Source organism: Streptomyces sp. ISL-96, assembly GCF_018614035.1.
In the GTDB taxonomy this organism is placed as follows: Bacteria; Actinomycetota; Actinomycetes; order Streptomycetales; family Streptomycetaceae; genus Streptomyces.
Map to the genome: position 1 here is coordinate 1 of NZ_JAGGPA010000010.1, position 20645 is coordinate 20645.

General features: G+C 70.4%; 22 protein-coding genes. 13 read left to right on the forward strand and 9 right to left on the reverse strand.

The genetic code is table 11. The features are described 5' to 3' along the window. Positions 1-189 precede the first annotated feature (189 nt). Entirely contained in the window at positions 190-636 is a 447-nt protein-coding gene (locus J7E96_RS06735; protein WP_308295865.1) for a transposase, read from the forward strand. A 23-nt stretch (positions 637-659) separates the two neighbouring features. Here J7E96_RS06735 and J7E96_RS06740 read toward each other — a convergent pair whose 3' ends face one another. Both J7E96_RS06740 and J7E96_RS06745 read right to left on the reverse strand, forming a co-directional pair. Further along, positions 660-1643, reverse strand: a complete 984-nt coding sequence (locus J7E96_RS06740) for a phosphotransferase family protein (RefSeq protein ID WP_215128458.1) — start codon at positions 1641-1643, stop codon at positions 660-662. Between the two features lie 156 nt (positions 1644-1799). Beyond that, a complete protein-coding gene (locus J7E96_RS06745) occupies positions 1800-3398 on the reverse strand; it encodes a FadD3 family acyl-CoA ligase (RefSeq protein WP_215128460.1) in 1599 nt (532 codons plus the stop codon). Positions 3399-3570: 172 nt separating this feature from the next. Between J7E96_RS06745 and J7E96_RS06750 the strand changes: the two genes are divergently transcribed. From J7E96_RS06750 to J7E96_RS06760, 3 genes are read left to right on the forward strand one after another with little or no spacing between them, the layout of a single operon-like run. Continuing rightward, positions 3571-4719: a lipid-transfer protein gene (locus J7E96_RS06750; protein ID WP_215128462.1), complete on the forward strand. Its 1149-nt coding sequence runs from the start codon at positions 3571-3573 to the stop codon at positions 4717-4719. A 3-nt stretch (positions 4720-4722) separates the two neighbouring features. Further along, positions 4723-5172, forward strand: a complete 450-nt coding sequence (locus J7E96_RS06755; RefSeq protein ID WP_215128464.1) for a Zn-ribbon domain-containing OB-fold protein — start codon at positions 4723-4725, stop codon at positions 5170-5172. Next, positions 5169-5945: an enoyl-CoA hydratase/isomerase family protein gene (locus J7E96_RS06760; RefSeq protein ID WP_215128466.1), complete on the forward strand. Its 777-nt coding sequence runs from the start codon at positions 5169-5171 to the stop codon at positions 5943-5945. The genes J7E96_RS06755 and J7E96_RS06760 overlap by 4 nt, the downstream gene beginning before the upstream one ends. 18 nt (positions 5946-5963) lie before the next feature. Here the strand turns inward: J7E96_RS06760 and J7E96_RS06765 are convergent, their stop codons facing one another. Then, positions 5964-7202 carry a serine hydrolase gene (locus tag J7E96_RS06765; protein ID WP_215128468.1) on the reverse strand — a complete coding sequence of 413 codons (1239 nt, stop codon included), beginning with the start codon at positions 7200-7202 and terminating at the stop codon, positions 5964-5966. Positions 7203-7404: 202 nt separating this feature from the next. Between J7E96_RS06765 and J7E96_RS06770 the strand changes: the two genes are divergently transcribed. Further along, positions 7405-8046, forward strand: coding sequence for a hypothetical protein (locus J7E96_RS06770; RefSeq protein WP_215128470.1), 642 nt, complete (start codon positions 7405-7407; stop codon positions 8044-8046). A 36-nt stretch (positions 8047-8082) separates the two neighbouring features. On the opposite strand, the gene J7E96_RS06775 is transcribed toward J7E96_RS06770, so the two are convergent. Together J7E96_RS06775 and J7E96_RS06780 are read right to left on the reverse strand one after the other, a co-directional pair. After that, entirely contained in the window at positions 8083-10572 is a 2490-nt protein-coding gene (locus J7E96_RS06775) for a PQQ-binding-like beta-propeller repeat protein (RefSeq protein WP_215128472.1), read from the reverse strand. Positions 10573-10764: 192 nt separating this feature from the next. Beyond that, positions 10765-11697, reverse strand: a complete 933-nt coding sequence (locus J7E96_RS06780) for a VOC family protein (RefSeq protein ID WP_215128474.1) — start codon at positions 11695-11697, stop codon at positions 10765-10767. A 305-nt stretch (positions 11698-12002) separates the two neighbouring features. Here J7E96_RS06780 and J7E96_RS06785 point away from each other — a divergent pair, with 305 nt between their 5' ends. Further along, positions 12003-12650, forward strand: a complete 648-nt coding sequence (locus tag J7E96_RS06785; protein ID WP_215128476.1) for a TetR family transcriptional regulator — start codon at positions 12003-12005, stop codon at positions 12648-12650. Positions 12651-12767: 117 nt separating this feature from the next. Here the strand turns inward: J7E96_RS06785 and J7E96_RS06790 are convergent, their stop codons facing one another. Beyond that, complete coding sequence (locus tag J7E96_RS06790) at positions 12768-13250, reverse strand: nitroreductase family deazaflavin-dependent oxidoreductase (protein WP_215128478.1); 483 nt, start codon at positions 13248-13250, stop codon at positions 12768-12770. Further along, positions 13250-14512 (reverse strand): acyl-CoA dehydrogenase family protein, encoded by a 1263-nt coding sequence (locus J7E96_RS06795; RefSeq protein WP_215128480.1) that lies wholly within the window; start codon positions 14510-14512, stop codon positions 13250-13252. Before J7E96_RS06795 ends, J7E96_RS06790 begins: the two co-directional genes overlap by 1 nt. A 239-nt stretch (positions 14513-14751) precedes the next feature. On the opposite strand from J7E96_RS06795, the gene J7E96_RS06800 reads away from it, so the two are divergent. The 6 genes from J7E96_RS06800 to J7E96_RS06825 all read left to right on the forward strand — a co-directional run bounded on the left by J7E96_RS06800 (position 14752) and on the right by J7E96_RS06825 (position 19062). After that, complete coding sequence (locus tag J7E96_RS06800; protein WP_215128482.1) at positions 14752-15930, forward strand: acetyl-CoA acetyltransferase; 1179 nt, start codon at positions 14752-14754, stop codon at positions 15928-15930. A gap of 113 nt (positions 15931-16043) precedes the next feature. Beyond that, positions 16044-16712 carry a pyridoxal 5'-phosphate synthase gene (locus J7E96_RS06805; RefSeq protein WP_215128484.1) on the forward strand — a complete coding sequence of 223 codons (669 nt, stop codon included), beginning with the start codon at positions 16044-16046 and terminating at the stop codon, positions 16710-16712. Between the two features lie 105 nt (positions 16713-16817). Further along, a complete protein-coding gene (htpX, locus tag J7E96_RS06810; protein WP_215128486.1) occupies positions 16818-17729 on the forward strand; it encodes a zinc metalloprotease HtpX in 912 nt (303 codons plus the stop codon). A gap of 20 nt (positions 17730-17749) precedes the next feature. Then, complete coding sequence (locus J7E96_RS06815) at positions 17750-18370, forward strand: hypothetical protein (protein WP_215128488.1); 621 nt, start codon at positions 17750-17752, stop codon at positions 18368-18370. Between the two features lie 61 nt (positions 18371-18431). After that, complete coding sequence (locus tag J7E96_RS06820; RefSeq protein WP_215128490.1) at positions 18432-18734, forward strand: hypothetical protein; 303 nt, start codon at positions 18432-18434, stop codon at positions 18732-18734. Positions 18735-18741: 7 nt separating this feature from the next. After that, positions 18742-19062 carry a type II toxin-antitoxin system PemK/MazF family toxin gene (locus J7E96_RS06825; RefSeq protein WP_215128493.1) on the forward strand — a complete coding sequence of 107 codons (321 nt, stop codon included), beginning with the start codon at positions 18742-18744 and terminating at the stop codon, positions 19060-19062. Between the two features lie 12 nt (positions 19063-19074). On the opposite strand, the gene J7E96_RS06830 is transcribed toward J7E96_RS06825, so the two are convergent. Both J7E96_RS06830 and J7E96_RS06835 read right to left on the reverse strand, forming a co-directional pair. Continuing rightward, positions 19075-19365, reverse strand: coding sequence for a DUF397 domain-containing protein (locus J7E96_RS06830; RefSeq protein WP_215128495.1), 291 nt, complete (start codon positions 19363-19365; stop codon positions 19075-19077). Beyond that, entirely contained in the window at positions 19320-20096 is a 777-nt protein-coding gene (locus J7E96_RS06835) for a helix-turn-helix transcriptional regulator (RefSeq protein WP_215128496.1), read from the reverse strand. The genes J7E96_RS06830 and J7E96_RS06835 overlap by 46 nt, the downstream gene beginning before the upstream one ends. 123 nt (positions 20097-20219) lie before the next feature. On the opposite strand from J7E96_RS06835, the gene J7E96_RS06840 reads away from it, so the two are divergent. Then, the gene (locus J7E96_RS06840) at positions 20220-20627 is read left to right on the forward strand and encodes a hypothetical protein (protein ID WP_215128498.1); all 408 of its coding nucleotides are present in this window, start codon (positions 20220-20222) and stop codon (positions 20625-20627) included. Positions 20628-20645 lie beyond the last annotated feature (18 nt).

Sequence of the window (20645 nt, forward strand, 5' to 3'; positions counted from 1 at the left end):
ACCCCCGACCCCCGACCCCCGACCAAGCACGCTACAGCGGTCGGATCCGGACCGTCGGCGTACAGAGCTTCTTCACCCGGCCTGGCTGGCTGCTCGCAATGAACGTGTGCGCCGCATCGATGGCGTACTTATGGCCGCCGAGCAGTCCGGTGTCCGCGAGCAGGGCGATCGCCGCGTCGGCGACATCATGTGTCTGCGCCTTTGCATCGCCTTCGCGCTCGTCGAACCAGCACTGGATGTCGCGAAACTCAGCCTGCGCCGCCGCCCCTTCCCCCGCCAGAGCAGTGCACCCGCTCCAACAACAAGTCGGACATGGGCCGTCGGATCACCCTCCGCCCGCAAGCGGAGTATGAGGCGATTCAGCAGGCACGGGCCCAGGAAGGCACCCAGGAGTGGAAGGAACAGTACGCACACCGGGCCGGTGTCGAAGGCACGATCTCCCAAGGCGTTCGATCCTTCGGCCTGCGGCGATGCCGCTATCACGGGCTCGCCAAGGCCCGACTGCAACACCAACTCACGGCCACCGCTATGAACTTCCACCGCCTCAACGCCTGGTGGACCAACACCCCACGGGCCCGGACGCGCGTTTCTCACCTGGCAGCGCTCCGGCCCACCACGCAGAACTCCTGCTCGTAGGCGTTCGCCCCAGCGGCGACGGTTCAGGCATAGCGGCCGAAAAGGGATTCAACGTATCCCTCCAGCCTTTGAGCCAGGACACTGGCTGTCAGATCGACGCGGCCCAGTTCACGCCAGGGAACAGCGACCTTCTCCGCGTCCGGAGCGAAACCCAACGCGTCCAGCAGCCGCCAGTAGAGATGGGCGGTGCCGTCTTCGGCCAAGCTTCCTCCCGCAGCGACGTAGCGATCGGCGAAGCGCATGCCTGCGGGAGCCCCGTGCAGCAGAGCGAGGGCCGTCGAGCAATGAGCCACGTCCAAGTCGGCCGGCCCCCAAGAGGTCTCCACCCAGTCGACGACCCCACTGATCTGAAGATCATCGCCGGTGCCTGTGAAGAGGACGTTGCCGGGATGGAAGTCCCGGTGCAGAAAGCAACCCTGATAGGCCGGGGGCTCCCGGCGGATGACGTCGACAGCCCGCTGCCAGAGCTCAGGCCGCTCGGTGGCTGCGGGCAGAGTCGCTCGCTCGGGGGAGGTCCAGGCCTGATAAGTGCGAGGCCGTTGTTGCGCGGTCACCGACAGCTGATGGATACGCACCAGTTGCCGGGCCAGCAGTTCGGCGCGGTCATCAGCACCCTGATCGCCCAGGTGCACGGTCCCCGGCAACAGGGACATCAGCAAGGAGGGGTGATCGCAGTACTGCGCCGTCGCGTCCACCGCCGCGAGCGTGGCCGCAGGGACGTCCGTGTCACCGAGCAGGCGCAGGATGGTCGCCTCACGGGTCAGCAGGCCCTCCGCATGCCGAACGAAGAAAGGCTTGACGAAGGACCGCAGGACGAGTGAGCGCCGACCACCCGGACCGCCGACGTCCAGGCGGCGCATCTCCGACGTCCAGCCGCCGCGCAGCCGCACAACCTTTTCGATGCGCTCCGCCTCGGACAGCCCCTTCTGCACCCAGGAGCGCGTGGCACCCCAGCCCTGACTGTCAAGATCCGCGCCGATGCCCTCGGCCCCCTCACCCGAACCCATGGCGGCAGACTATCCGCCCCCTCCCCCTCCACTCAGCGAACGCATCCGTGAACCGAATTCGCCAACAGTGTCGCTCCTCCGGCAGGGGGACCGTGTACTTCTTGGTTGCCCTGCCATCGACCACACCTCCCGGCCCGTGGAGTGACCCACGCCATTTCAGTGGTCCCGTGACCGCAACTCCGTCTTCAGGACCTTGCCGCTCGCGTTGCGCGGAAGATCCGTGACGAACTCGACCTCCCTCGGGACCTTGTAGTTCGCCATTTCGCGGCGGGACCACGCGATCAGGTCGTCCGACGTCAGCGTCGAACCCGGGCGGCGGACCGTGTACGCCTTGCCCACCTCGCCCAGCCTCGCGTCCGGGACGCCGATCACCGCCACGTCCGCCACATCCGGGTGCAGGCCCAGCAGTTGCTCGATTTCCGCCGGGTAGGCGTTGAAGCCGCCCACTATGAACATGTCCTTGATCCGGTCGGTGATGCGCAGGTTGCCGGCCTCGTCCAGTACGCCCACATCGCCCGTACGCAGCCAGCCGTCCGTGGTGATGGCGGCAGCCGTCTCGGCCGGGTCCTCGTAGTAACCGCGCATGACGTTGAAGCCCCGCACCAGCACCTCCCCCGGACTGCCGGGCTCCGCCAGTACGCGGACCTCCGTGCCCGGGATCGCGCGGCCCGACGTCAACGCGATCGTCTCCGGCGGGTCGCCGCGCCGGCACATCGTCACGATGCCGGACGCCTCGGACAGGCCGTACGCCGTGAGGACCGTAGAGATGTGAAGCTCCGAGCGGAGGCGTTCCACCAGCCGCAGAGGCACCACCGCCGCGCCCGTGACCACCAGGCGCAGGGCGGAGAGGTCGTGGGTGTCGCGGGACGGGTGGTCCAGCAGTGACTGGTGGAGGGTGGGCGGTCCGGGGAGGACGGAGATGCGTTCGGCGGCGATGTTCGCCAGGACCGTGTCCACGCTGAAGACCGGCTGGGGGACCATCGTGGCCCCGCGCATCAGGCAGGCGATGATCCCCGCCTTGTAGCCGAAGGTGTGGAAGAAGGGGTTCACGATCAGGTAGCGGTCGCCTTCGCGCAGACCCGCCAGCTCGGACCAGATGGCGTAGCCGCGCAGCGTCTGCGCGTGCGTGATCACCGCGCCCTTGGGGCGGCCCGTCGTGCCCGACGTGTAGATGATGTCGGAGGGCGAGGAGGGGGCGATCGTCGCCGCGCGAGCGCGCACCTCCGACGACAGCACCGCCTCACCCCGCGCCAGGAAGTCCTTCCACGTGCTGAAGTTCTCGGGTGCGTCGTCCGCCAGGACCACCACCTCCTCCAGGTGCGGAAGGGAGGGCAGCGGGCCGTCGCCCGGGCCGTCCGTCGTCGCACGGCGCAGGGACGCGACGTACGACGTGCCCAGGAAAGTGCCCGTGACGAAGAGGAGTCTGGCCCGGCTGCGCTGCAGGATGTACGCCGCCTCCGCGCCCTTGAAGCGGGTGTTCAGCGGGACGAGGACCGCGCCCGCCGTCACCGCGCCGAGTGCGGACACGATCCAGTCCAGCGTGTTGGGCGCCCAGACGGCGACCCGGTCGCCCGGCTCGACCCCGCGCGCCATGCACGCCGCCGCCGCCCGCTCGACGCGCTCGCCGAGATCGGCGTACGAGATACGGGTCCGGCCCTCGGCCACCGCCTCCCGCTCCCCGTACCGTTCGGCCGCACTCCACACCAGCTCCGGGATGCTGCCCCATCCGGCGTCCCCGCCGTCCGCTGCGCTCATCACAAGCCCTCCACACCGCACTCCGCACGCTGCACGCACCACGCACCACGCCGCACGCCCCACGCCGCACGCCGACGCGGATGTCGACGCCGACGCACTAGCTGACTATCCGTCAGATTAGCTGTAACCTGACGCGCTGTCAGCAGTCGTGACCATCGCGGAGGTGCCCGACGTGGCGACGCTCAAAGATGCGACAGCGATAGTCGGTACGGGACAGACGCCCTTCGCCAAGCAACTCCCCGAGTCCGAAAAGACCTTGGCCTGCCGCGCCATACTCGCCGCCCTCGACGACGCCGGTATCGCCCCGTCCGAAGTCGACGGCCTCGCCTCGTACACCATGGAGGAGACCGACGAAGTCGAGGTAGCTAAGTCCATCGGAGCCGGTGACCTCACCTTCTTTTCCAAGGTCGGTTACGGCGGCGGCGGCTCCTGCGCCACCGTCGCCCACCTCGCCGCCGCCATCGCCACCGGCCAGGCGAGCGTCGGCGTCGCCTGGCGTTCGCGAAAGCGCGGGTCGGGGCCGCGGCCCTGGAAGAACACCGCCGTGCAGCTGCCCACCCCCGCCCAGTGGACCCGCCCCTTCGGTCTCCTGCGCCCCGCCGACGAGATCGGCATGCTGGCCCGCCGGTACATGCACGAGTACGGCGCCACCCGCGACCACCTCTTCAACGTCGCCCTCGCCTGCCGCAACCGGGCCAACCAGAACCCCGCCGCGATGATGTACGAACGCCCCCTGACCCGCGACATGTACATGAGCTCCCGCTGGATCAGCGAGCCGCTCTGCCTCTTCGACAACTGCCTGGAGACGGACGGGGCCCTGGCCTGCGTGGTCGTATCGGCCGAGCGTGCCCGCGACTGCCGGCAGAAGCCCGTGTACGTCCACTCCGCCGCCCAGGGCCTGCCCGCCCAGCACCACGGCATGGTCAACTACTGGAACGACGACCCACTCACCGGCCCCGCCTGGACCGCCGCACGCCAGCTCTGGAAGCAGGCCGACTTCGGCCCCGACGACGTCGACGTCGCGCAGATCTACGACGCCTTCACCCCACTCATTCCGCTGTCCCTGGAGGGCTACGGCTTCTGCGGGAGAGGAGAAGGAGCGGCGTTCACCGAAGGCGGGGCCCTGGAGAGCGGCGGGCGGCTGCCGATCAACACCGGCGGTGGCGGGCTCAGCGAGGCGTACGTCCACGGCTTCAACCTCATCACCGAAGGCGTCAAACAACTGCGCGGCACCAGCACCGCCCAGGTTCCCGGCGCCGCCACCTGCCTGGTCACCGCGGGCGAGGGAGTTCCGACGTCCGCCCTGCTGCTGAGGAGTTGAGGGATGAATGACAGTCGGCTGCTCACGCCCGTCGTCGACGACGACGGCGCGCCCTTCTGGGAGTACGCCGCCCAGGGCGAGCTCCGCATCCAGGCCTGCGCCGCCCCCGGCTGCGGCGAGCTCCGCTTTCCGCCCCGGCCCTGCTGCCCGCACTGCCAGTCCTTCGACAGCGAGTGGCGGCGGATGAGCGGCAAGGGGCGGATCTGGTCGTACGTCCTGCCCCACCCGCCACTCCTGCCGGCGTACGCCGCCCAGGCCCCGTACAACGCGGTCGTCGTCGAACTGGCCGACGCCCCGCACATCCGGCTCGTGGGGAACGTGGTCACCAGGCCCGACGCGGCGCTCGACTCCGTCGATCCGGCGCGGCTGCGCATCGGCGCGAGGGTGCAGGTCGCCTTCACCGAGGGAGCGGACGGCGTGACGGCGCCTCGATGGCTGCTGGAGCGGTCATGAGCAGCTGCGTCCGCGTCGAACGGGACAAGGAGACCGGCGTCGCGGTCGTCACGCTCGACCGGCCGGAGAAACGCAACGCCATTGACCTGGAGACGGCGCGCGAACTGTCCGCCGCCTGGCGCGAGTTCCGCTTCGACGACAGCGTGCGGGCGGTCGTGCTCACCGGAGCCGGCGACAAGGCCTTCTGCACCGGCATCGACCGGGGAGTGGACGTGCCCCAGCCCCCGTCGCCGTACTCGATCGACGATCCGCTCCTCTCCATCGGGCCGAAGGCGAACGACCTGTGGAAGCCGGTGATCGCGGCGGTACGGGGCATGGCGTGCGGCGGGGCGTTCTACCTGCTGGGGGAGGTCGAGTTCGTCGTCGCCGCCGAGGATGCGACTTTTTTCGATCCGCATACGACGTACGGGATGGTCAGCGCGTACGAGGCGATCTACATGGCGCAGCGCATGCCGTTCGGGGAGGTCGCCCGGATGTCGCTGATGGGTACGGCGGAACGGGTGTCGGCGCGTCGGGCGTACGAGACGGGACTCGTGTCGGAACTGACCGCCCGGCAAGACGTGTTGGGGGCGGCCGTCCGGTCGGCCGAGGTGATCGCTTCGTATCCGACGGAGGCTGTCCAAGGCACCGTACGCGCGGTGTGGGCCGCGAAGGAGGGGGCGCGCAGCCAGGCGCTCGCGCAGGCGCCGCATCTGGTGGCGCTCGGGAACCTGCCGCCGGACCGGCAGGCGGAGCTCTTCGCCGCCCGCCGGTCCGGCTTCCGTACGCGCTAGACAGCTGGGTGGTGTACCTCAGCGGCGGCGGAACAGCTCGCAGACGAAGTCCTCCTGGACCTTCCGCAGCTTGGCCAGGAGCTCAGGCGTTTCCTGCTGGCTCAACTGGGTGTTGACGGAGACCGCCACGGAGCGTTTGCCGTCGGGCGTGGCGGCGGCGAACTGGGAGTAGCCCGGGATGGTGCCCGTGTGGCCGTAGACCACGCCGCAGCGCGTCGTGTACTGAAAGAGCGCCAGTCCGGCCTTGTTGCGGCCGGGTCCGGGGTTCACGGAGGAGCCGTTGACCCACTTCGTCTGCTGCTTCCGGGTCGCTTTCGAAAGGAGTGCGCCGCCCGCGTGAGCGCGCATGAAAACGTTCATGTCGTTCGGGGTGGCGACCACTCCGCCCGAGGCCCAGAACCACGACGCACTGAAGGCGGTACTGACGTCCTCCGGAGGCTGGCCCGGCTCGAAGGCGTAACCGTGGACATAGGGCCGGGGAAGCAGGTGTCCGCGCGGCAAGCTGGTGTTGCGCAGGCCGAGCGGCCGGTAGACCAGTCGGCGCAGCAGCTCCTCATACGGACGACCGGTCACCGCCTCCGCCATCAGGGCCACCGCGATGTTCTCGGAGTTGGAGTACCGGTAGCGTGAGCCGGGCTTGAAGCGCAGGGGCTCGTCGGCGACGAAGTCCAGCAGCCTGCGCGAGTCCACCACGCGGCGCGGGTCGGCCGCCACCGCCTCCTGGAACCCGGGTTCCTCCGTGAAGTCCGGCAGGCCGCTGGTGTGCTGGAGGAGCTGACGTAGTGTCACCTTGTGCCAGGCTTTCGGCAGGGCCGGCAGCCGCTTGCCGATCGTGTCGTCAAGCCGCAGCTTCCCCCGGTCCACGAGCTGCAGCGCGACCGACCCGCTGTACGCCTTGGCGATGCTGGCCACGCGCATGTGGTCGTCGGGATGCGGCGGCCGGCCGGATTCCAGGTCCGCCACACCGGCCCGGTAGACCTTCACGTGCTTGCCCCGTTGCAGCACGGCGATGGCGCCGGGCGGCCCGTCCGGAGGGCCCACCAGCCCCTGCAGGGCCTCACGCAACGCGCGGTCGTGCCGGTTGTTGTCGGGATGCGTCTGGCTGTCGGGACGCGGCTTGCTGTCGGGATGCGGCCCGTCGGCCTGTGCCGGCCCGGCGATCAGACCGATCGCACACGCCCCGGCCACGACCAGGGCGGCGGTCGGTCGCAGTCGGGGGCGGAAGGGTCTACCGCGGTGGTTGGGTGCTGCACACATGCCGGCGTACCTCCTGGAAGTCCATCGCTCCCGGCGCATGCCGGGTCGCTCACGGCACAGCATCGGGCGACCTGCGCGGCAGCGCCCCGCCTGGTAGGCCATCTGGCCCGGCACCGTTCACCGGCCGCCCCCTCCTGTGACTGGCAACCGCCGCACGGTGGGCGTAGCGTCGGGAGCCAGAGCCACCGGAAGGAGGCCGCCGATGTTCCGCAGTGTCCTCGGCTGGGTCCTGGCTCTCGTTGGAGCGACGGCCGCCGTTCTCAGCCCCTTCCGTGCCTGGTACGACGGCCGTCTCGGGCGCGAGTACCGCATCGGTGATCTGTTCAGCGGCATTACGGAGAGCAAGGCCGGGCTGGCGGGATCCCTCCTGCTGCCGTTCGCCTTCGCCGCCCTGGTGGCCCTGGTCGGGCTGCTGCTGAGATCCCGGCTGACGGTCGCCCTCGCCGGGGTCGTCGTGCTCGGGTTCACGATCTTCTGGATGGTCCGTGTGGGCCAGGCGCAGGGAAGCCTCACGGTCAACGGCGAAGGCACCGGCCTGAACGTCGGCGTCGCCTACGCACTCGCGGGCGGCGCGCTCCTCCTGCTGGCCGCCGCCGCGATGCTCGGGCGCGGGCATCGGCGCAGGCATCGCGTGGACGGCAACGGCAACAGACACCGGCGGCGCGAGCCCGTACCGGGGGAGGAGCATGAGCCCGTACCGGAGGAGGAAGGGCACTTCCCCAGGTATCCACCGCCGCACGGCCGGGACGACCGGGGCGGCCGGGGTGGCCGGGACGACCGGGGTGGCCGGGACGACCGGGGCGAGTACGGCGACCGGCCGGGCCCGTCGCCGTACCGCCCCTGACCTACGCCCCGACCGACCTCTGCACGTGCACGCTCCCTACGACCGGCCCGTCGCCGTGCCCTTCACCGCGTCCAGGGCGTACACGCACCGGTCCTTGCTGCACGCGTACACCACACCACCCTGTGCCACCGGCGACCCGGTGATCTCGCCGCCCGTCGCGAGCTTCCAGCGCAGTTGCCCGCCGCTCGCGTCCAGCGTGTACAGGCAGTGGTCGGCCGAGCCGAAGTGCACACGGCCGTCGGAGACGACCGGCGCGCCGACCACCTCGCCGCCCGCCGCGAAACGCCACTTCGGCGTGCCGGTCACGGCGTCCAGGGTGTAGAGCGCGCTGCCGCTGCCCACGTGGATGTTGCCCGCGGCGACCAGCACCGGCTCGATGGACTGGCGGGACTCGGTGGCGATGCGCCAGCGGTCCTTGCCGGTGGAGGCGTCCAGGGCGTACACCGTGCCGAGGTAGTCGGCGAGGTAGATGCCACCGCCCGTGACGGCCGGACCCGGCGCGAAGGCGGGCGGGCTCAGGAAGACGGCGGGGGCCTCGAAGTGCCACCGCACACGGCCGCCGGCAGCGTCGATGGCGAGGACTCGGGTCCCGGCGGCGACGTACACATAGCCGTCCGGCGCCGACGTCACCCGCAGCGGGACTCCCCCGCAGGACGCCGCGTCGCCGATCGGGTACGACCAGCGCTCCCTGCCGGTACGGGCGTCCAGCGCACGCAGCCGTGCGTCCTGCCACACGTACACGGTGTCGTCATGTACGGCGGGACCGGCCTCCGGGGTCTCGAAGTCGCTCTGCGCGCCGGTGAGTTCCCACAGCTTCTGGCCGTTGGTCGCCTCCCAGGCCTGGACGCCGCCGCCCCGCGTGCCGGTCACGACTGTGCCGCGGTGAGCCTTGAGGGAGTACACCCACGCATCGGTCTGGAGCCGCCAGCGCTCCTGGCCGTCGGCCGCGTCGAGGGCGTACAGCGTGGGGCCGTCGGAGGCGTGGATACGCCCGCCCGCGACCGCCATCGCCCAGGCGACGTCACGCGTCTTGAACTGTCGCCGGCCGCTGGCCACGTCGAGGGCGTGCACCTCGAAGGAGGTGACGTAGACGAGGTCGCCCGCTACGGCGGGTGTGCCCCACACGTCGTTGGACATGCGGAACCGCCACGGCCGCCATCCCCCGGACGGCCCCGCGCCGTCCGCCGACTGTGCGGGCGGCGGAATGGCCGGGGGCGGCGGGGCGGTGGAAGGCGGCGGTACGACGCCGGCGTGGGCGTCCGCGCCGTTCGGGGAGACGCTCACCCCGGCGGGGGGCCGGATCCATCCCGTGGCGTGCTCGCCGTGCGCCTGAACGGCGGCGGTGCGGCCGTCGACCACGCGGGGGCCCGGACCGATCGGCACCTTGGCACCGGGCAGGCGTACGGCGGCATGGTCACCGGCTTGTCCCGCGTGGGCTCCCTGCGGCTGCGGCGCGCGCCCACCCGGGTACGCCGGTGCCGGTGCCGACGCCGCAGCGGAGGCAGGAGCCGACGCCGACGCCGCGGCCTGCGACCGTGACGCCACCGGGGCGAACGGCGGCGGGCCCGGCGGCCTCGGCGGCGTGGAGTGCGCCCGGGCCGGCGGCGTGCTCGGCGTGGACGGCAGTGCGGCACGCCCGCCCCGCCGCTGCTCGATCATCGCGGTGGCCCGTGCGGGCAGCCAGGCCGACGCCGTACCGCTGTCGTCCTCGCCGGAGTCGAAGAGGTGCGGCGAGAGCTGCGCCTGGAGGTCGGCCGGGCTGGGTCGCCGTACCGCCTCCATCTGCATGCACGACTCGATCAGCGGGCGCAGCTCGTCGGGCAGTCCCTCGACGTCGGGGCCCTCGCGCAGCAGCATGAAGACGGTTTCGACCGGGTTCGCGCCGTGGAAGGGCGCATGCCCGGTCGCCGCGAAGACCAGCGTCGAACCGAGCGAGAAAATGTCGCTCGCGCCCGTCACGCTGCGCGAGTCGCGCGCCTGCTCGGGCGACATGTAGGCGGGCGTACCGACGGCGACGTTGGTCATGGTCAGCCGTGTGTTGGAGACGCCCGAGGCGATACCGAAGTCGATGACGCGCGGCCCGTCCTCCACCACCAGGACGTTCGACGGCTTGAGGTCACGGTGGACCAGACCCGCCCCGTGGATGGACTGGAGCGCCTCGGCGATACCGGCCGCCAGCCAGCGCACCGCCTGGGCCGGCATCGGCCCGCATTCATTCACTATTTCTTCGAGGGAGGGCGCGGGTACGTACGCCGTGGCCAGCCACGGCACCGCCGCCCGCGGATCGGCGTCCACGACGGCGGCCGTATAAAACCCGCTGACCGCCCGGGCGGCCTCCACCTCGCGCGTGAAGCGGACGCGGAACAGCTGGTCCTCGGCGAGCTCGGTCCTTACCGTCTTGATCGCCACGCGCCGGCCGGACGCCGACCGCGCGAGATAGACCAGCCCCATGCCGCCGGCCCCGAGCCGGGCCAGTACCTCGAACGGGCCGATCCGCCGCGGGTCATGCTGCGTCAGCTGCTCCATAACTTGCCTGCCACCTCCCCGTACGAGGCCGTGAACACAGCCCCGTGAAGCGTCTCACCACTGGGCACCACCCAGCGGTGCGCACCCTGATTCTTCCTGTCGGAGGCGGTGGTGGCGAACCCGGGGGCGGACCGGGGTGTCTCACCCGGATTCGGACAGGTCACGCAGGCGCGGAATGTCGGGGATGGCCTGCTACGTTCCGGTTTCGCGGGGCCGGTCGGGCTGGGGGCGCTCGGCAACCTCGCCACTTTCGGCCACTTCGGCGGCTTCGGCCGCCTCCGCCCTGTCGGCCGTCTCGGCCGTCTCCGCCGGCTCGGCCAGCACAGCGAAGGTGGCGCCCTGGTTGTCGGTGAGCACCGCGATCCGGCCGTAGGGCGTGTCGAAGGGGTCCGCCTGGACCCGGCCGCCGAGTTCCACCGCCTTCGACACGGCCCCGTCGCAGTCGTCGACCACGAAATAGACCAGGAAGTGGTCGGGCATCTCGACCGGGAAGGCGTCCCCCATGACGCTGCGCCCCCCGATGGCCGTATCGGGGCCGGGCTCGGCGCCCGCCGGAGACCACATGCGGAATTCCTGGCCCGGTTCGTCGAGGTCGAGGTCGAAACCCTGGAAGCCGAAGACCGTCTCGTAGAACGGGTCAGTCCGGTTCTTGTCGCGCGCGTAGACCTCGGTCCAGCAGAAGCAGCCGGGCTGGTCCCGCTTCTCGAACCCGGCATGGCTCCCCGCCTGCCAGAGCCCGAACACCGCGCCGCCGGGGTCGGCGGCCACAGCCATCGTGCCGAGCGGGGGCAGAGGCAGCGGGTCCGTCACCATCTGGCCGCCCGCGTCCCTGATCTTGCGGGCGAGCGCCGCGGCGTCGTCGGTGGCGAAGTAGACGCCCCAGGCGGTGGGCATACGGCCGTCCAGTTTGGGCGCGAGGGCGGCGACCTTCTTGCCGTCAATGAGGGCGTTGACGAAGGTGGCCTGCCCCCCGGCCCGCCCCGACCATCGCGCTCTGGCCCGCTCGTCGATGCCGGGATCCTCAAACGTCCAGCCGAACAGCCCACCGTAAAATCGCTTGCCCGCTTCGACGTCAGCCAGCGTCACATCCACCCAGCACGGCATGCCTTCCGCACATACGGCCATGAGCCCGGCTCCTTCCGTCACGCAGGGCAAGGGCGGCGTGTGACGCCCGTCACCCTTCAAGCTAACGGGCCACCGCGCTCCACGCAGAGGAGGAAAATCGAACAAGTAGTTGAATACCGGGGCATCACGCCATGGCGGACACAACTTGTCCACCAAAGTTGTCCACAGGCTGTTGATAAGACTATTCGGGTTCGGGGCGGTCAGCGAGGTGGCGGCCCCTGCGGAGCAGGCCCGTGCGCCCGGCCGGTTCCCCATTTGCAGTCGGCCGAATCGCGCTCCGATCACCCCTCGGTAAGCTGACTGGCATGACAGGACAAGTACGCACGGTCGACGGCCGCGTGGCCGGACGACGCGGTCAGGCGACGCGGCAGAAGCTGCTCGACTGCCTCAGCGAGATGCTCAGCTCCTCGCCCTACCGCGACGTCAAAGTCATCGATGTGGCCCGGAAGGCGGGGACTTCACCCGCGACGTTCTACCAGTACTTCCCTGATGTGGAGGGCGCCGTCCTCGAAGTCGCGGAAGAAATGGCAAAGGAGGGCGCCGGGTTGACCGAACTCGTCTCCGGCCGCTCCTGGGTCGGCAAGGCCGGCTGGGCGACCTCCGAAGAGCTTGTCGAGGGCTTCCTCGACTTCTGGCGCAAAAACGACGCCATCCTCCGGGTCGTCGACCTGGGTGCCGCGGAGGGCGACAAGCGGTTCTACAAGATCCGCATGAAGATCCTGAACTCCGTGACCAACTCCCTTACGGACACGGTGAAGGAGCTCCAGGCCAAGGGCAAGGTCGACAAGGACATCAGCCCCGCCGCGATGGCCGGCTCTCTCGTCGCGATGCTGGCCGCGGTGGCCTCGCACCAGAAGGGCTTCCAGGCGTGGGGCGTGAAGCAGACGGAACTCCGCCCCAATCTCGCCCTGTTGGTGCACCTGGGCATCACCGGCAAGAAGCCGACGAAGTAGGCCCCGCCTCCCAAAACTTCAACCCCCAACCCCCAACCCCCAGCCCTCTCACCCCCACCCGACCCAGTCCTGTCTACGCAGCGGCGGCCCCATACCGGTCCGCCGCTGCGGCATTTCTCAGCGGCTTCGCCGCTGCTCCAGCAGAAAGAGCCGGATCTCCCGCTCCACTCTCGCCTGGTACGTCGCGTACGGCGGCCAGAACTTCAGTACCGCCTGCCACGCCTCCTCCCGCTCGGCACCCTCCAGCCGCCGCGCCCTGACCTCGATGTCCTTGCCGCGCCAGCTGATACTGGCGTCCGGGTGCTTCATCAGGTTGGCCGTCCAGCCGGGATGTCCCGGCCGGCCGAAGTTGTTCCCGACGAGAATCCACCTGCCGCCGTCCTCCGGCATGCACGCCAGCGGCGTGGTGCGCGGCAGGCCGCTCCTGGCGCCCTTCACCGTGAGGATCACGCCGGGCAGCATCTGGGCGCTCAGCATCACCCTGCCGCGGGTCAGGCGGTGTACGGCGCGGTCCATGGCGGGGACGAAGTGCGGGGCGATGCGGGCGAAGGCGCGGGTCGAGGACACCTTCTGGAGGAGCCGTACTCCGGTCGGCGGCATCAGGCCGTCACCCCTTGCTCCGCCACTCCCGCCACGCCCGCCACTCCCGTCGTCTCCCCCGCCGCCTCCCCCACCGCGCCTTCCGCCGTACCGAAGAGCCCCGCGACCTGCGCCGCGCGGTCGCGCAGGCGGTGGACGGGGCCGAACAGCAGCTCGTCCGACGCCGCCCGCTTGAAGTACAGGTGCGCGTCGTGCTCCCACGTGAATCCGATCCCGCCGTGCAGCTGGACGGCCTCCCCCGCGGTCGTACGCAGCGCCTCGACCGCGTGCGCGAGGGCGAGGCCCCCGGTGGCCGGGTCCCAGGCTGCGTAGTACGCCGCCGAGCGTGCAGCCTGGACCTGTACGTACAGGTCCGCCAGCCGGTGCTTGACCGCCTGGAAGGAACCGATCGCGCGCCCGAACTGCTCGCGCGTCTTGACGTAGTCGACGGTTCGCTCCAGCGCGTGCGAGGCTGCCCCGACCGCCTCGGCGGCGAGCATGACGGCAGCGGTACGCCCGGCTTCCGCCAGCGCCCCCGGAACATCGGCGGCGTCGTCACCACCCAGCAACTCCCCCGCGACCTCGCGCAATTGGACGCGGGCCTGGGGCCGGGTCTCGTCCAGGGCGGTCTGTCGTACGCGGACCAGTCCCGGGGCGTCGGCCCGTACGAGAAACAGCAGGGTGCGGCTCCGGGCGAAGCCGCCCGTGTGTGCGGCGACCAGCAGCAGACCGGCGCTGTGCCCGTCGAGCACCTGCTCGGCCTCCCCGTACAGCGTCCAGGTTCCGTCTCGCTCATCCGCGGCCGTACGCCGGGCCTGTACGCCGCCGGACCGGCCACCGCCCGCCCACTCGCCGCCGGCGTTGTCGCCGGTGAGGGCGAGCGCGGCGGAGAGGCCGCCGCCGGGGACGGCGAGGGTGGCGGTCAGCGTGCCGTCGGCGACGGGCGGGAGCAGGGCGGCGCGCTGGGCGTCCGTACCGAGTGCGGCGATCAGCGGTGCGGCCAGCACGGCGGTGGCGAGCAGCGGGGACGGCAGCAGGACTCGGCCCGTTTCCTCGCAGGCGAGGGCGAGTTCGACGGTCCCGCAGCCGACTCCGCCGTAGGCGGCGGGGAGGGCAAGGCCGGGCAGCCCGATCTGTTCGGCGAGCTGCCGCCAGAGGTCGGGGTCGTACCCGGCGGTGGTCCGCACGGCCGACTTCACCTCATCGGGACCACATCGCTTGGCCAGCAGTTCGCGCAGCGTGCGGCGGATCTCGTCCTGCTCCACGGTGAAGGCGGCGTCCATGGAACTCCCTCCCAGCCCTCTGACTGACGGCCCGTCATGTTAGGGCTGGGTGGGCGAGATGCACAGAGGCGCGACGGGTGCGAGCACTGGCCTCCCGGCACATCGCCACCAACCGGCACATCCGGCCTCTCCGGCGTTTGAGGAGCGGGGTCTGGGGCGGAGCCCCAGCACCCACCCGCCCGCGCCTAACTCCGCCAAGCCCCACCACCGAAGGCCAAACCTGATGTACCGTCAGTTTCATGTCGCCGCCGCCGACCCACCCCACCCGCAAGGTAGCCATCGTCGGCACAGCCCTCTCCGACTGCGGACGCGTCGACGACGCCACCCCGTACGCCCTGCACGCGCAGGCCGCCCGCCGCGCCCTCGCCGACTCCGGCCTCGACCGGTCCGTCATCGACGGCTTCGCATCGGCCGGCCTCGGCACGCTCGCGCCGATCGAGGTCGCCGAGTACCTCGGGCTGCGCCCCACCTGGGTCGACTCGACCACCGTCGGCGGTGCCACCTGGGAAGTCATGGCCGCGCACGCCGCCGACGCGGTAGCCGCCGGCCACGCCAACGCCGTACTCCTGGTGTACGGCTCGACCGCCCGCGCCGACATCAAGGCGCGGCGCCGCACCGCGAACCTCTCCTTCGGGGCGCGCGGCCCGCTGCAGTTCGAGGTCCCGTACGGGCACAGCCTCGTCGCCAAGTACGCGATGGCCGCCCGCCGCCACATGCACGAGTACGGCACGACCCTGGAGCAGCTCGCCGAGGTGGCCGTCCAGGCGCGGGCGAACGCGGCGACGAACCCCGACGCGATGTTCCGCGACCCCATAACGACCGACGACGTACACTCCGGCCCGGTGATCGCCGATCCCTTCACCAAGCTGCACTGCTGCATCCGCAGCGACGGCGGCTGCGCGGTGCTGATGGTGGCGGAGGACTACGTACCGGATGCGGCAAAGGCTCCGGTGTGGGTCCTGGGCGCCGGCTCAGCCATGTCCCACACCACCATGTCCGAGTGGGACGACTTCACGGTCTCCCCGGCGGCCGTCTCCGGGCGTCTCGCCTTCGAGCGGGCAGGCGTACGCCCCGCGGACATCGACCTCGCCGAGATCTACGACGCCTTCACGTACATGACCCTCGTGACGCTCGAGGATCTCGGCTTCTGCGCGAAGGGCGAGGGCGGCGCGTTCATCGAGAAGGGCCGGCTGTTGCGCGACGGTGGACTGCCGGTGAACACCGACGGCGGCGGCCTGTCCGCCTGCCACCCCGGGATGCGGGGCCTGTTCCTGCTGGTGGAAGCGGTACGGCAGCTGCGTGGCGAGGCGGGCGGGGGCCAGGTCCGCAGGGCGGACGGCGGGCTGCCGGAGCTGGCGGTGGCGTCGGGGACGGGCGGCTGGTTCTGCTCGTCGGGAACACTGGTGCTGGGGCGCTAACCGTTGCCCGCATGGCCGGTCCATCTCTGACCTGTCACTGGTCTTCCACTCGGTTCGCCCGGCCCCTCGGCCCCTCGTCCGCTCACCGGCGGTCGGTGGTGTGCAATGAGGCCATGAGCGATGCACAGAATGCCTTCCGGGACCTGCTCCACGCACAACGCGTGTGGGACATCGACCTCCCCGCCTTCGACCCGGCAACCGCGCCCGGCAGCCCGGTGAGCCTCTTCCACGCCTGGTTCGCCGAGGCGGTCGCCGCCGGGCAGCCCGAGCCGCACACGATGAGCCTTGCGACCGTGGACGAGGACGGCCTGCCCGACGTACGGACGCTGATGCTCCACGACGCAGACGGGCACGGCTGGCACTTCGCCACGCACGCCACCAGCGCGAAGGGCCGCCACCTCGCCGCACGCCCGCACGCGGCACTCGGCTTCTACTGGCCCGCTCAGGGCCGGCAGGTACGGATACGGGGCCGCGTCACCGCCGCCACCCCCGCGGAGAGCCAGGCCGATCTGCATGCGCGCTCGACCGGCGCCCTGGCCTCGGCCCTCGTGGGACGCCAGAGCGAGGTCCTCGACTCGTACGAGGAACTGGTGAGGGCATCGGAGGCCGCCTGGGAGCGGGCGGCCTCCGAACCGGACTCGGAGAGTCGAAGCTGGACGCGGTATGTGGTCGAGCCCCGGCAGGTGGAGTTCTTCCAGGGCGACGCGAGGCGACGGCACGTGCGGCTGCGCTACCACCGGGAGGCCGGAGGCGCGTGGGAGCGGGAGCTGCTCTGGCCGTGACGAGCCGCCCTGACGAGCGCGAACCTTATTCGATTTCAACCAGAAAGGGGCATTATAGGAGAGTCATAAACACGTAGCCCCAGGGACTCGGGACTGGAGGCACCGATGGCCCGCACCCGCACCCGTTACGCCCCCGACCGTGGTCTCACCTCCCGCATGGTGACCACCATGTTCCTGATCGGTCTGCTGTACGTCGTGCTGGTCGGCGTACTCCTCGCGGCCCTGCGCGGCGCCTGGCCGATCATCCTGGTCATCACGGGCGGCGTCTTCATCGCCCAGTTCTGGTTCAGCGACCGCATCGCCGCCTACGGCATGGGCGCCCGCGAGGTCACCCCCGAGGAAGCACCCGAGCTGCACGGCACCGTCGACCGGATCTGCGCCCTGGCGGACATGCCGAAACCCCGGGTCGCCATCGCGCAGAGCGACGTACCGAACGCCTTCGCCACCGGCCGCAGCGAGCGCACCTCCCTCGTCTGCGCGACCACCGGCCTCCTGCGCAGACTGGAGCCCGAGGAGCTGGAAGGCGTCCTCGCCCACGAGATGTCGCACGTCGCCCACCGCGACGTGGCCGTCATGACGATCGCCTCGTTCCTGGGCGTGCTGGCCGGCCTCGTCACCCGCGTCGCCCTGTGGGGCGGCTTCGCCCGCAACAACCGCAGCAGCGACCCGGCCGGCATCGTCATCATGCTGATCCCTCTGATCAGCGCCGTCGTGTACGCGGTGAGCTTCCTCCTCACCCGGCTGCTCTCCCGCTACCGCGAGCTGTCCGCCGACCGCACCGCCGCACTCCTCACCGGCCGCCCGTCGTCCCTCGCCTCGGCCCTGACCAAGGTGAGCGGGCAGATGGCCCGCATCCCGACCGAGGACCTGCGGAAGGCGGAGCCGTACAACGCCTTCTACTTCGTGCCCGCCTTCGCCGCGAAGGAGAGCCTGGGCCGGCTGCTCTCCTCCCACCCGACCCTGGAACAGCGCCTGGACCAGCTGGGCCGCATCGCGGCCGACCTGTCACGCCCCTGAAAGCCAGCCAAGGAGTTCCTGTGGGTCTGCTCGACTCCATCCTCGGCCGCAGCAAACCGGTCCGCCCCGACCTCGACCAGCTCTTCGCCGTCCCGTCCGCCGCCCTCACCCTCCAGGCGGGCGCGGGCTTCACGCCGACAGGGCTCGGCTCGGTGTGCTTCGCGGGCGTGGAGGGCGGTACGTTCGCCCGCCTCCAGCAGGACGTACGGGAACTCCTCGACGCGGACGCGGATGGAGGCGCGGGCGGGGGCGGGGGCGCGGGCGGGATCCCGGTGGAGTTCAGCCGGGACGCGTACGGCTACACCTGGCTGCTGGCCCGCCATTCGGCCGACGACCCGGCCGCCGCCCTGGTCGACCTGGTCAACGACCTGCACGCGGTCAACACCCTGCTCCAGGACGCCGGCTTCGGCCCGCACCTGCTGTGCTCATTGATCGGATTCCGGGACGGGGAGGGCCGTTCACTGGCCCTGGTCTACCTGTACAAGCGCGGCACGTTCTACCCGTTCGCCCCGCTGCCGGGCGGCGAGGAGAAACGCGACAGCCAGGTGGAGTTGCAGGTCAACGCACTGCTCGGGGACGACCTGCGGGTGGAGAAGGACCTGGCCCGGTGGTTCCCGGTCTGGGGCGCGCCGGGCTTGTGAACGATCGCGCTGCACGTACCGCCGCTTGCCATGCAGCAGCAAGTGCTGCATGCTGTGAAGCATGGCACCTGCGATGAAGATCCGTAAGAGCATCCCGCTCAGCCACGAGGACCAAGCCCACCTTGAACGCCTCCGCACCGCCGGAACCCCGGAACACGAGGCCCTCAAGCAGGTGGCGGGGATACTCCTGGCTGACGACGCCTCGGAAGCAGAGACCTTGCACGCGCTGCTCACCGCGGGACGCATTGCGGTAACCGAGCGCGTCATGCTCACCGGATATGCCGCACTGGCCGCAGCACAGGACGACGAAGACGCTGCCGCCCGCCGTGCCATGCGTGCCCGTAGCGCCCGGCTGGAGGGCTGACTCCCTCATGGGCAACACCCTTACCCCTGTGCGGGGCCGGGTCTACATGGCCGACATCGGCAACGGCCGCAAGCCCTGGCTAGTCGTCTCCAACAACGCCCGCAACCGAGCGTTGCAGGACTGTCTGGCCGTCCGTCTCACGACCAGTATCAAACCGGAGCTTCCCACCATCATCGAACTCGGATCGGCCGACCCTCTGGTAGGGCGCGCCCTCTGCGACGACGTCGCCCTGCTCTACCGCACCGACCTGGAGGAGGATCGCGGCGCCTTGTCCCCGCACACGATGATGAAGATCTCCGCCGGCCTCCGTGCGGCTCTTGCACTGTAGGGCGACGAGCAGTCAGCCAGTAGCGGTGCCGGCCAGGAACGCTGCCCAGGCGGCGGGGGCGACGGCGAAGGTGGGCCCGTCGGTGACCTTGGAGTCACGGACGTGGACGGCGTGGGGGCAGGCGGCGACCTCTACGCAGGCGCCGCCCTCGTTGCTGCTGTAGCTGGACTTGTGCCAGTCGTAGGCAACCTCGATGCAAGCCTCGCCCTCGTTACCGCTGTAGCTGGACTTGAACCACGCCAGCTCGGGTCGCGTGTTCACAGCTGCCCCGCCTTCCTCTCGATGAGCTCTGCGGATTCCCATGGTGTGAGCGCCTGCGCCCGCAGGATGCCAAACAGGTCGAACAGATCGCTAGCCTGTTCCGGCTTGTGGATCAACTTACCGCCGCCCTGCGCCTCCACGTACAGCAAAGTCCGTCCCTCTTGCGTCGCCATCAGCTGCATGGGCCCCATGAGACCCGCGTGCGTGTGCCGCCGAGTCGGCATCACTTGGAACGTGAGGTGGTTCATCGTCCTCATACAGTCCAGCACATGCCAGAGCTGCTCCTTGAGCACTTCCGGACCGCCGAGCGTCCGCTCAAGCACCGACTCTTCGACGACGAACCCGATACGAGGCGGCGGATTGCGGGTCAGGACCGCCTGCCGTTCCAGTCGGCCCTGGACGTGTCGCTCAATCTCCTCTTCTGTGTACGCCGGCACGCGGGCCTCGTACAAGGCCCGCACATACGCCTCCGTCTGCAACAACCCGGGGATGAGCAACGCCTCGTACGCGCTGATCACCCGCGCCAGTCGCTCCAGCCGCACCCAGTCCAGGAACTTCGGCGGATACTTCTCCTCCTCCATCAGCTCAATGCACGCTGTCAACGCGCCACCAGCGTCGAAGACTTGATCCGCATCCCGCAGGAAGTCCAGCGCCGGGATGCGCTCCGCCCGCTCGTACGCCCCCATCAGCGACTCCGAGACCAGCAGCTTCTCCGCCGCGTCCTTCTGCGTGAGCCCGGCCCGCGTCCGATGGATGCGAATCAGGCCCCCCACCAGCCTCCGCACATGCGACGGCTCGACACTCGTCCCCACAGCCACCACCCCACTCACCACATTCGTCCGATGTGGACCGCGTCCTCCTGGTCACGCTACGCAACCGCCAGGATGCTCGTAGCCATGACGAGTAAGAAACTCCCCGATTGGGTACCTTCCGCGGGGCATCAACTCCACCTCACCGGCATCTACTTCGACGCCATCCGCCTGCGCGGCGCACGGGGCGAGGCCGTGCTGCACCACCTCGCGACGCTCACTGACGGTGAACCCGGGCCGGTCGTGCGGGAGATCGCGGGCGGGCGATGGACGTACTTCCTGGTACCGCCCGGGGAGAGCAAGGGCTTCGACTGGCCGCCCGGGGCCAAGTGCTTCGGTCCGGCCGCCCGGGACCAGTACGTCGGCATCCCCGCGCCGGACGGCAACACGTACCCGCTGACATGGCGGTGCGGGGCTCCGGAAGAGGGGGAGTTCGTCGATGTGGAGCTGCTGTACGGGCTGGTGATGGCGCAGCTGGTCACGGACGACGAGTGACTGAGCGAGTGAGTGAGT